The organism is Kamptonema sp. PCC 6506 (assembly GCF_000180455.1).
Classification (GTDB): Bacteria; Cyanobacteriota; Cyanobacteriia; order Cyanobacteriales; family Microcoleaceae; genus Kamptonema; species Kamptonema formosum.
In genome coordinates this window covers 56,908-69,744 of the sequence record NZ_CACA01000348.1, presented here as the reverse complement: position 1 = coordinate 69,744, position 12,837 = coordinate 56,908, and the positions used below count along the sequence as shown (strand labels likewise).

The 12,837-nt window shown below is 48.4% G+C and carries 3 protein-coding genes; all 3 read right to left on the bottom strand.

Annotated elements, in window-relative coordinates; translation table 11 throughout:
- Positions 1–18 precede the first annotated feature (18 nt).
- The 3 genes from OSCI_RS24130 to OSCI_RS24120 all read right to left on the bottom strand — a co-directional run bounded on the left by OSCI_RS24130 (position 19) and on the right by OSCI_RS24120 (position 12,747).
- Entirely contained in the window at positions 19–1,791 is a 1,773-nt protein-coding gene (locus OSCI_RS24130) for an SWIM zinc finger family protein (protein WP_007357807.1), read from the bottom strand.
- Positions 1,792–2,110: 319 nt separating this feature from the next.
- A complete protein-coding gene (locus OSCI_RS24125) occupies positions 2,111–7,732 on the bottom strand; it encodes a type I polyketide synthase (protein ID WP_007357806.1) in 5,622 nt (1,873 codons plus the stop codon).
- A complete protein-coding gene (locus OSCI_RS24120; protein ID WP_007357805.1) occupies positions 7,729–12,747 on the bottom strand; it encodes a type I polyketide synthase in 5,019 nt (1,672 codons plus the stop codon). The genes OSCI_RS24125 and OSCI_RS24120 overlap by 4 nt, the downstream gene beginning before the upstream one ends.
- Positions 12,748–12,837 lie beyond the last annotated feature (90 nt).

Genomic DNA, 12,837 nt, shown 5'->3' with positions numbered 1-12,837 from the left:
AGTTTCAATTTTATTTCCTTAAGTAAGCGGTTTGAGTAATTCCATAAATTTTCGTTTACGGCCGTGTTGTTCTACAAGAGAATTGCGATAAATTAACCAATCTGATTGACGATTAGATTGCAGGTAAGCACTACGAACTTTATGCAGCCATTGTATGGCAACATCATAAACATCTGCTTTACCTCGATTAACAATTGATTCAGCTTCCTGGCTCGCATTTTTAATTACCCAATCTGGGCGGTAAGGGATAGCAGCTTCCATGACTTGATGAATGAGCCGAGAATGATAATAACTCAAGGGTGTGACAACTTCTATGGCTTTATCTATCAGCCCTTCATGCAAGAAAATGTTTACCTTAGCTTCCTGAATTCCCCATCTATCTTGGGAGCTAATGTTAGTTAAAAGCTCAACTTTTAGAGTTTCCCATTCCTCTCCAGATAACTCCTTAATATTCTGGTAATCCTCGAAAGAAGGCTGGGCAGAAAATGCCTTAATTTTGGCTTTCATAGCAGTAGCACAATCGCCTAATTCTAGAGCTAAATTGCTTGCCCAAGTTGCGAGTTCATACAGGCAATGTCCCTCCAAGGAAAACCCCGCTTGAGCTACTTCTAGTGCTTGACTTTTTGCTCCCTGTTTCCGCAGTTCAAAAGCTAAGGCTTTTGCTTCTTCTACTGATGTCATCAGAGTTTTGGCAGTCGATATCGCCTCTGAAATTCGTCCTAAACTAACTAACATTACTAAATATTGTTGATTCATTCCTTCTGCTTTTGCCAGGTACAAGTATTCTTCATACCGTTCTCGCCGCTCTAGAATTTGCAACCGAATCAGAGCAATATCCTCCGCATAATCGGGTGCTTCTCCTTCCCAAACTCCTCGCTCTAAAATATTTCCTTGCAGGATAAGTTGTAGGGGTGGAAAGTCCCAACCTTGGCGCAATGCTTCTAAACTCATGGCAAAATTAGCATCCCATTCATCTTGCCAATTTGTAAGATTTTCTTGGAGTTCTATCTGCTGTTCTTTAGTGAGTTCAGCACAGAGAATAGCCTCCGTCCATGCTTCATTGAGTGCTTCAACAATGCCCTCATTATATGCGCCATAATCAGCGACATCATCCCAATGTTCTATGCAGGTTTCGGTAATACTTTGCAAGATGGCGATCGCGTTATTGCCATCTTCACATTGACTAAATTCTTGGGCTTCTGAAATTAAGTCAAGAATATCTGGTGTAATTGGATCTTCCTCGTCCCCATCTTCTAAATAACGCTCAGCATCGCGCAAAATTTGGCGAACTTGTTGACGGTAAGGGGCTGTATTAATTGTACTAATTTTGGGAGATACAGTTGGGGATTTTTGATCGCGGGTAACACTAACAATACGATTAATGTGGCGTTCAATGCGATCGATAAGATCGGGTTGTTCTGCGGCTAGATTTTGCAGCAGGAGTTGAGTTTGTTGGTGGTTGAGGCGATCTAATAGGTGTTCTAAAGTGGGACGTTCTTCAATTTTTTGTGGCTGGTGCAGGCAAACTAAGAGAGTAGCAACAATGTGCTTGCACCACCCACCGAAACTGTAGGCGCAGGTACAAGAGGCTTCGGCTAAATTTTGGCTTTCAAAGCTAAGCCTGACGCGGTAGGATGGAGCTTGGCTACCCTCTACTTCAGCTTGGAGGATCTTACCACGCAAGGTGAGGGCTTCAACTGCGTCATTACGATAGTAGGTTTCACCGCGCTCAAAAGATTGGGGGCTGCTGTTTTGGCGAAGTGTAGCTTCTGCGAATTTTGGAATCGGCATTGAGCACTCCCTAATTTCTGTTGATAATTTCTGCAATAATTGCACACATGGAAAACTCAAGAGCAAAAATGCCCACTTCCGAAGAAATTGCTGCTGCCATAGAGACAATCGACCACTTGACTGCTTGGCTACAAGATACCGGATTAAGTGCCTCCGCGATCGCCCACTAATTTTAGCGATCGCCACCTTAAGTTTTATTGATTTATCAGCAATTACGCGGTTAGCATATCAGAGGGACTTGATTGAAAGAATTCTTCGTGGTAGTAATGGGACGTGAGTTGTTAAGCACTGCATAGCCTTAACTGAACCGTATTGACACCTAATCTAGGTGTTTCGATAATTTTTGCAGGATGGTAGACAAAGATTCATCCTCATCTGTTGTACCAGGCGTATGCTTTTCCATCGTACTGTCTAGCACATCTGTTTTGTTATCAACGCTTGTTCCGACGGACGAGGGATCGAGGTTCTGCAAACTACTCGGCAACGAGTCTGCTTGCTGCGATGCTGCGCTTTCCATCGGCGTGAGTACGATTTCTGTGAGGTACTCAACCGCTAATTCTATGGTTGGGTAATCAAAGGCAAAGGTGACAGGCAATGAGCAATCTAACGTGCGTTGTAAACTGTTACGCAGTTCGATAGAGGTGAGCGAGTCAAGACCTAATGTGACAAAACCGACTCCTTCTTCATTTGGTAGCTCCGCCGCGTTTATTCCTAACAATTGAGCGACTTGAGAGCGAAGGTGAACTTCTAACAATTTAGGTCGATCTTGTGGGGCAGCTTGCTTTAGTTTTGTCTGAATATCTTCTATTTTGGTAGAATCATACGAAGCTTGCTTATAACTAGACTTAGAAAACTTCTCATAAAAAGGTGAATTGCCTTTTTGATAGTCCAAGAAGCGAGTCCATTGAATTGGTACGACACCAATTTGAGCGGCTGGCTCGTTCAGTAATTCGCCGAAAAGCTCTAAGCCTTTCTGTAACGGGATAGCCTCTTCGCCTCTTTGCTGCATTTTGTCCAGTAGCCCTTGTCGTGCCGCCATGCCGACTTCATCCCAAGCCCCCCAGTTGATGGAGAGGCTGGGTAGCCCTAGCCCTTGCCGATAGGCAGCCAAGCCATCTAAGAAGGCATTGGCAGCCGCATAGTTCGCCTGCCCAGGTGCGCCCAACAGAGAGCTGGCAGAAGAAAAGAGAACAAAGAAGTCTAGTGGCTGCTCAAGGGTCAGCTTATGCAGATTCCAAGCCCCCTGTACCTTTGGCAACAAGACTTTTTTTAGTTTGGCTGGGGTTTGTTGGAGCAGACTCGCATCATCGAGCACTCCTGCGGCGTGGATCGCACCACGCAAAGGTACGGTCAGATCGGTCAAAATCTGCGCCAATGCGTTCTCATCGCTAATATCGGCTTGAGCCACGATGATTTGCGCCCCTACTGCTTCTAGTTCATCCAACACCAGACGAACTTCGGTGCTAGGCTGACTGCGCCCCAGCAAAACGAGATGTTTTGCCCCCTGTTCCACCAACCACCGTGCGATTTGTAATCCGACACCGCCCCATCCGCCAGTAATCAAATAGGTGCTATCGTTGCGGATCTCAAGTGCTTGTTCGGATTTAGGTTTGTATCGGCCCAGACGTGGCACGTATGCTTGACCATTGCGCCAAGCCAACTGACTCTCTTGGCGTAGGCGCAGCCCGCCGCAGGCATCGCTTGATAGATGGCTTCTTGTTAGCTGTGTAAATATCGTGTCAGCCACCTCTTCCCGTGAATATCCGGCCCCTACATCCATGTAGACACAGGACAATTCTGGGTGTTCTAGCATGATGACTTTGGCAAGCCCCCATAAAGATGATTGCGCGAAGCCATTTACTCGATCGCATTCAACCACCGCTTGTGCATCACAGGTGACAATCAGGAGTGCTGGCGGGTTTGCGTATGTTTTGAGCAAGGCTTGTACAAGGTGTAGCACTGCCGTGCAGTTATCTTGTGCTTGCTGCATGGGGTGAGAATCGTCTTTTCGATCCAGCCCCCATAAATAGACGACTTGTTGTAAATCTGGCAAGGTAGGGAATATCGGCTCGTAGTTGGTCAGTATATGCTCCGCCTGTATCGCGATCGCTCTCACCCCAGCAGTGTCCAACCTTTCCGCCAATGCAGTCCCTATTCCGCTCCGATCTGATAAAACTAAGCAACTACCAGAGATAGCACCATCAGAAGGAGCGATCGCATCACTCGATCGAGCTTGCCACTCAATGTCTACAAGCCAGTTGTGTATGTGTGTTGTTCCCAGGAATTTTTCGGGAGAGGCTTCACGAAGTACAAAGCCAATGGCTTTAGCAAAGGTTTCTCCAGCTTCATTCATAATCTGGAAGTCATATTTGAATTCCCCAACCTTCCTCGCGTAACACCACCACTCTGTTCCCGTGACGGGTTTGTAAAGTTGCAGAGAAGCAAATGACAAAGGCACTCTGGTTGCGGAGTCCCCGTACTCGTACTCCATGACAGCAGTGGTAGAAAGCGAACTATCAAGCAATATGCCGTGAAGTTGGTGTCCCGATACGGAGCCGATCGCCTCTGGTATCTGAAGACGGGTCAATGCTTCATCTTCCCCATGCCAAAGTTGCTGTACCCACCTAAAGGAGGGCCCCATTTCAAATTTTTGTTTGACTAAGCTATCGTACCAGTTATGACCATTTACGGTGTGCGGACAACGCTGACGTATATCATTCGGGGAGAGTGTTGGCGGTTGGGCATCGCGTAACATACGAAGACACCCTGTTACATGGACTTTCGGTTCGTTCTCTAAGCGACCATCCGGCATGAAGCTAATAATCTGGAAGGTCATGGGTGGGAATGTTCGATCGCTTTGATTCTCGCGTGACGTATCGGGTGTGAAAATCGCCTGCACGATGACAGTATCATCGTCGTGAAAGATAATTGGTTGGTAAAAAGCAATATCGGTTAATTCATGCCGATAGTCTGGGTATAAAACGTGCGCCGCATTGAAGATTAAGGAGGCTAATACTGCCCCCGGTACAATGACTTCACCGTAAATCCGATGATCGTAGATATGAGGCATCTGTCGCACGCCAAACTCGGTTTCAAACACCACCTTTTTCTCTGATGGCAGCCGAATCATCTGATCCAACATTGGGCCGACCCCTTGTTGTTGGGGCTTTTTGAGCGTACTTTCGACCCAATGTCGTTCTCTCTGAAATGGATAGGTAGGCAACAATATTTTGTGCCGCGAATAATCCTTGTCAAAGCCCGCCCAGTCAATCTCGACTCCATTAACTACGAGTTGACCGCACGTACAAAGCATCTGCTGCCAATCGCTACCCTCTTGGCGCAAACTAGGTAGCATAAGCGGATGACTAGCTGAACCGTTGTCACTATGAATCTGCTTTGCCATGCCCAACAATGTTGATTTGGGCCCCACTTCTAGGAAGATGTCAGTATTCTGTTCTTGCAATGTGGCAATACCATCGGCAAAGCGGACGGTAGAGTGGATATGACGCACCCAATAATCAGGTGTGGCTACCTCGTCTGTTGCCAATTGTCCGGTAACGTTAGAAATCAGTGACAAGCTGGGTGACTTATAGGTGATGGCTCTAGCAACGTCTCGGAATGCGTTTAGTATGGGAGTCATCATTGGCGAGTGGAAAGCGTGAGAGACTGCGAGCAGGTGTGTTTTGATGCCTTCCGATTCAAACTGTGCTGCTAGCTTGTCTATAATTTCATCTTTGCCAGAGATGACCACACTTTGCGGCCCGTTAATAGCCGCGATCGCCACATCTGCGCGGTAAGGCGCGATCGTCGCTTCTACTCGCTTCTCATCGCTTCTGATGCTAAGCATTTCCCCGTGAGGTAAGCCTTGCATCAAACGACCACGCGCTGCAATCAGCTTTAGCCCATCTTCTAAACTAAAGACACCCGCCAGACAAGCGGCCACATATTCACCCACGCTGTGTCCCAGCACGACATCAGGTTCAATGCCCCATGATATCCATAGCTTTGCTAGGGCATATTCAAAAGCAAAAAGGGCAGGTTGGGTATAAACGGTTCGATCGAGTGGCGAATCTTCCGAGTAGCTTTGCGTCGTGCTACGTGAAGTGTAGAGTATGTTCAGAATTGATTCACCCAGTAATGGACGCAGAATGCCGTCACAGTCATCCATAATATGACGGAAGGTGGGCTGAGTTTCATAAAGCTCATGCCCCATATCGATGTATTGTGACCCTTGGCCAGTAAACAGAAAAGCGATTTTAGGGCTTAATTGATTATCTGGCACCACATTATGCTGCATTTGCATTGAGGGCCGCTGTGGATAGTGTTTTAATTGTTCTGCTAACTGCGCGATCGAGTCGGAGACAATGCTTAAGCGATCGCCAAAATGATTGCGCCCGACATTTGCGCTGTAACATAGATCGGCTAGGGACATGGCGGGCGCTTCATGGAGAAATGCCACGTAACGGGCTACCAAGGCGTTGAGCGCCGCTTCGTTTTTGGCTGAAAGCGTCAGAATGTGCCAAGGACGTTCAGGGCTATTTTCTGATTTTTCGTTTTGGCGTACAGGTGCTTCTTCTACGACTAGATGACAGTTTGTGCCACTCATACCAAACGAACTCACCCCAGCGATGCAGTTTTTCGCAGACCAAGGTATACATTGTGTCGGCACTCGAACTGGCGAAGATTCCCAATCAATGAAGGGATTCGGGTTTTTGAAATGGAGAGAAGGAGGAATCTGTTTTTCTTGTAATGATAAAACGACTTTTATCAGCCCTGCAATACCGGCGGCTGGTTCTAGGTGTCCGATATTGGTCTTCACAGAGCCAATCCACAAGGGTTCTGAACGAGAGGAGCCAAAGACTGTCGTCAATGCTCCCACTTCAATCGGGTCGCCCAGTTGTGTCCCCGTGCCATGCGCTTCGATGTAACTTACTTCTTCAGGCTGAACCTTAGCGTTTTGTAGCGCCTGTCGTAGCAAGGCTTCCTGAGCCAGCTTGTTGGGAGCAGTTAAGCCACTGCTGCGCCCACCATGATTGACTGCACTACCCCGTATCACGCCTAAAATTGGATCTTTTGCTGCCAGCGCATCACTGAGCCGTTTGAGTACGATCGCGCCACAACCCTCGCCCCGTCCATAGCCATCGGCGGTAGCGTCAAATGTTTTACTGCGACCATCAGTCGCAAAGGCATTTAACTGGGCAGTCCCAATCATCGGGTCTGGTATTAACATGAGCTGAACGCCACCAGCCAGCGCCAGATCGCACTCCCCTAGCCGCAAACTTTGACAGGCAAGATGTACAGCCACTAAGGAGGAGGAACAGGCGGTATCGACAATCATGTTAGGGCCTTGAAGTCCCAACAGATAGGATAAACGCCCCGCAGCATAATAATTGCTATTGCCCGTTGCAGCATAGACATTATCGCGATCGCCAGTATTTTTTAGGTGAGCGTAATAATCATTTTCGCTCATCCCAACAAAGACCCCCGTTTGGCTATCCATCAATTGGCTTGGAGCAATTCCAGCCCTTTCAAATGCCTCCCAAGCCACCTCAAGAAGCATTCTATGTTGGGGATCTATACTGGCCGCTTCGCGTGGCGAAATATCAAAAAAAGAGGCATCGAATTTATCCACCCCATCAACAAATGCAGCTTCGCGAATATACATTTTGCCTGACTGCCCAGGTTTGGGATCGTAGTAGTCATCGACTGCCCAGCGATCGGAGGGGATTTCAGTTACCATATCAACACCACTCTGAAGTAGTTTCCAGAATGCCTGTGGTGAATCCGCGCCCGGAAAACGCAGCCCCAGCCCCACAATTGCGATCGGTTCGTGCGCCCGGCGTTGCATCGCTTGAAGTTGTTGGCGTGCTTCCTGTAGGGCTACCCCTACACGCTGAAGTAATGTAGCTGCATCTTCATTTGCTGCGATCTTTTCTGTCATTGTCGATCTCCTTTCATCTCATTCAGTAAGGATTCAAGTGCGAATAAATCTTCTGTTATGGAAGTAATACTGGGATCGACAGCAGCGCTGGTACTTCTTTCTTTGTCACTATCTTTGTCCTCCGCATTTTCATCTAATGTGAGAATTACTGAGGTATCTGGCTCACATTGTATGTCGATTTGAGTCAATAAAAACTTAGCTAAACGATCCACCATAGGATAATCAAATGCAAGCGTTGCAGGCATCTGAATTTGCAGACTTTCTTCCAAACGCCGCCTCAATTCAAGTGACATCAACGAATCCATCCCCAACTCCGTGAAGGGTTGGTGGACTGCGGGCAATTCGGGACTACGCAAGACAGCGGCAACTTGCGTCTGTAGATGGCGCAGCAACATTTTCTCTCGCTCTTTTGGCCGAGTTTGCTGCAATTGTTCGAGCAAGGTAGGGCCAACTTCATGAGGAGGTGTAGATTGCTCTTGGGTAGTGGAGGAGGATATGTCAAGATTGAGCAAAGCAAAAAAGGCCGAGCGCGTATCGTACATCGTGCGAAGCCCATCGGTGGAAATGGCTGCAATTTGGGCGGATGGTTGTTGCAACAGATAGGCAAAGAGTTGCAATCCCTGTTCTGGTGCAATTTCCAAAGTGCTACTATCTTGCCCAACTGTGGCGCTTTGTGAAGAAGCTTGTTTGAGACGTGCGGCCATTCCCACATCAGACCAAGCGTCCCAGTTAATCGAGAGCGCTGGCAAGCCTTGTCTTCGCCGATAATGAGCAAAGGCATCCAGAAAGGCATTTGCGGCAGCATAGTTAGCTTGTCCAGCATTGCCTAGCAATCCTGCACTTGAAGAGAAACAAACAAAGAAATCAAGCGACATCTCTTTAGTTAGTGTATGTAGATGCCAAGCCCCCTCTAGTTTGGGGACGAACACCTTGCGAAAACGCGCCCAATTTTGCTGTAACAAGATCCCATCGTCCACTACACCAGCAGCATGAACAATACCAGCTAAAGGATATGCCTTGTCAATCTGTGCCAACACATCAGCCACTTGGGAGCGTATCCCAACATCGGCTTGCGCCACCGTCACCGTTGCACCCAGCGCGGCTATCTCTTGCAGTTGTTGTTGGGCGGCTGGTTGGGGTTGGCCGCGTCCGATCAGCACTAGATGAGTAGCCCCCTGTTCGACCATCCACCGCGCCACCAGCAAGCCCAAACTACCCAAGCCACCTGTAATCAGATATGTGGCATCTGGTCTAATCAGCATTTTTGGTGATGTCGCGGGATGCTTCTGATAACGCTTGAGCCGTGCCACATAGCGAGTTCCATTGCGCCAAGCGACTTGACTTTCGTGTGGGATGGCGGTGCGTGTGAACTCAGATGCGGCGCGGAGTTCAGCCGCCAGAAACTTTGCCTGTTCGTTTGGAAGCCCTTCGCGATCGAGGTCGATCGATACACAGTTGAGTTCAGGATGTTCTAAGGCTATCACCTTGCCCATGCCCCATAAGGGTGACTGAAGCACTCCGACTACGCGATCGTCTTTACGCACAGCTTGCGCGTTGTTTGTCACGAGCCACAAGCTAGGAGTGCGCGTCTCAAGTTGCACGACTGCCTGTAGCAAATGTAACAGAGTGCCAGTATTTAATTGTACGTTCTCGATTAGGTCTGATACTCTATCCAAGCTCGGTATATCTAAGCTCCAAAGATGAACGATACCGTACAAGCGAGGGAGAACAGCCAACAACCTTTCATAATCCTCCCCTTGCGTCGGATCGATCCGAAAATATGGGGTGTCCCCCTCAGTATTTTGTTCATTGTTAGCCGAGCGATATTCTTGGCCAGCATAGACGAGCGTAGTTATATCCCCTTGCTGGCGTAATTGAGCTGCAAGTGCTTCGCCGTAGCCACTAGCATCGGCAAAGATGAGCCATTGTCTGCCCTCTGTTGCCACGACAGGTACTTTGACAGGTAAAGTAGATAGCGGCAGCAACTGCGGTTGCCAAACTACTTCATAAAGCCAATCGTAGATTTGCGCTTGTGTCGCTTCCTGACGCTGTTGTTTTACCAACAGTTCGATGATGCTGGGTAGGACTTCCCGTGCGTCGCCTGAAAGTACATCCGTCGCCACCAAAAGGTCTATGATTTGCTGCACGTTGCCTTGTTGGAGATGCTGCACAATGGTAGTCGAGGGACGGATTTCTGTGGTTTCTAAAGGTGGAGCGGCCTGTTCCTCGATCCAATAACGTTGACGCTTCCAGGCGTAGGTTGGTAGGCGTACCTTGCGTCTGGCGTAATCGCCATCAAAGCCCGCCCAATCTACCTGGACACCAAGCGCATACAGTCTCCCCAAACTCTCCAACAGTGTCTGCCAGTTGGGTTGGTTGGGGCGCAACGTGGGAATAGTGACAGGGCGATCGCGATCGGCAGTCTCGTCAAAACATTGTTGCACTAATCCTGACAAAATCGGTTTTGGGCCAACTTCGAGGAAGACTCTGACATCCTGCGCTTGCATAGTTGCAACACCATCAGCAAAACGCACAGGATTGCACACATGATTTACCCAGTAAGCAGGAGAAGCGATCGCTCCTTCCTCAAGAGCAGACTCATCGCAAATCAAGTCGCCTGTTAGGTTACTGACAAGAGCTATTTTGGGAGCGCTATAGTTAATTTCCCTCGCCACCTGTGCGAACTCCTGCTGCATTGGTTCCATCAATGGAGAGTGGAAAGCGTGTGAAACGGACAATCTCTTGCACCGGATTCCTTGAAGTTCTAGCGTGTTGGTGACGACTTGTACGGCTTGGCGATCGCCCGAAATGACGACGCTTCGTGGCCCATTCACTGCTGCGATCGCAACTCGGCGGTCAGCTTGAATAGCCGACCTCACTTCCTTGAGGGGGGCCGATATAGCAACCATCTCGCCATCTTGCGGTAGTGCCTGCATCAAACGGCCTCTTTCGGCAGCGAGTTTGAGACCATCCTCCAGAGAAAAGATACCCGCCACACAAGCTGCCACATATTCACCTATGCTATGGCCCATTACGATATCTGGCTCGATTCCCCACGATCGCCACATCTGTGCAAGCGCGTATTCTACGGCAAAAAGGGCAGGTTGGGTATAAGCCGTCTGGTCAATTTCGTTTGACTCATGGTCTGGATATAACACCGAAAGCAGTGGGTTTCCCCACGGACTGTTTCTTGATGAAAAAATGGATTGCAAGATTTCGGCGCAGCGATCTAAACAATCATGGAAGGTAGGCTGGGTCTCATAAAGTTCTCGCGCCATCTGCACATACTGCGAACCTTGACCTGTAAACAGAAAAGCGACCTTCGGTTTACGAATGTTTGAAGGGGCGTAACCTTGATTGATGTCCAAACTTACTGACCCTTCTTGATAAGCGGCCAAATGAGCCTGCATTTGGAGGCATGAAGTGGCAGATAGAGCAAGGCGATGAGCAAAATGGGTGCGTGCTGTATTGGCTGTGTAGCATATATCAGCAAGACTTGCATCAGTAGCCCTCAGAAACTCTTGATAGCGCCTAACTAAGTTAGCCAACGCTTCTTCATTCTTGGCACTAAGGGTCAGCAAGTGCGATGGTCTTTCGATTCGCGCGCGATCGCCAATTGGTTCGCTAGATGGGGCTTCAGACAACACAATGTGGGCGTTGGTGCCACTGAAGCTAAAAGAACTAACGCCTGCAATCCGCTTTCTATCCTTCGATGTTTTGTCATCCCAAGCATGAAGCGCGATCGGAATTTTAACGGGGAGATTTTTCCAATCAATATATGGATTTGGTGTCTTGAAATGCAAGTGAGGGGGAATCTGCTTGTTTTCTAGCATCAAGACAACTTTAATAAGCCCTGCAATGCCTGCGGCGGCTTCTAAATGACCAATATTTGTCTTAACCGAACCCACCCAAAGTGGTTCCGTTCGCTGACCAAACACTTCGTTCAATGAATCCATCTCAATAGGATCGCCAAGGGGGGTGCCTGTGCCATGCGCTTCTATATAACTCACATCATCTGGCGCAACACCTGCTCTATGCAAGGCTTGCTTAATTACAGAGACTTGTGCGGGGCCTCTTGGAGCCGTTAAACCGCTGCTATGACCATCATGATTGATCGTCGAACCGCGAATGATAGCAAGAATATTATCCCCATCGGCCGTTGCATCTGAGAGACGCTTCAGAGCAATCATCCCGCAGCCTTCGCCTCGCACATAGCCATTTGCATTTGCATCAAATGTTTTACAACTGCCATCAGGTGCCAGCATCCCCCCCTGAGAAAGGCCAATCATCTCACCTGGATCTATGAGTAAACCGACTCCGCCAGCTAGTGCTAGATGGCATTCTCGCTGACGCAGACTCTGACAGGCTTGATGAACAGAAACCAAAGAAGATGAACAAGCTGTATCGATCGCAAAACTGGGGCCCATCAAACCCAGGATATAGGATATCCTCCCCGCAGCGACGCTCACATCAGTGCCACTTAAGTCATACAAATCGGTTTGCCCAATCCGGTTCCTGTTTTCGATCTTTAAAGATTTGTAGTTGCTGCCACCAATACCGATAAATACACCAGTCGAACTATCAAAAAGGGTTGCGGGAACGATATTCGCCGATTCAAGAGCTTCCCAACTGACTTCAAGCAGTAAGCGTTGCTGTGGGTCCATGCTAACGGCTTCACGCGCAGAAATGTTAAAGAATGATGGCTCAAATGTATCGACCTCATCCAAAAAACCGCCGTAACGAGTATACATTTTCCCGACCGATGTGGGGTCGGCATCATAATATTTATCCACATCCCAGCGATCGGCAGGAATTTCTGTAATGGCTGATATACCCTCGCGCAGTAATACCCAAAAACGCTCTGGAGTGGTGACACCGCCCGGAAAACGGCAACTCATACCAACAATGGCGATCGGCTCATTCTTTTGGGCTTCTACCCCAGCTAATTGCGATCGTAGGCTATTGATCTCGTTCAAGGCATTTTTCATCAAAACGCCATAATTTGGCTGAGTCATCTTCGCTTATTACCCTGGGTAAGCCCCCATATCTTCTGACAGGGCTGTTTTATTCTAAGTTACTCCCTTCCCGCCAGAAAATTTTTGTAT

Bases quoted from the DNA above. Each gene is read 5' to 3' on its own strand.
- OSCI_RS24130 (WP_007357807.1), bottom strand. From the start codon at position 1,791: ATGCCGATTCCAAAATTCGCAGAAGCTACACTTCGCCAAAACAGCAGC.
- OSCI_RS24125 (WP_007357806.1), bottom strand. From the start codon at position 7,732: ATGACAGAAAAGATCGCAGCAAATGAAGATGCAGCTACATTACTTCAG.
- OSCI_RS24120 (WP_007357805.1), bottom strand. From the start codon at position 12,747: ATGACTCAGCCAAATTATGGCGTTTTGATGAAAAATGCCTTGAACGAG.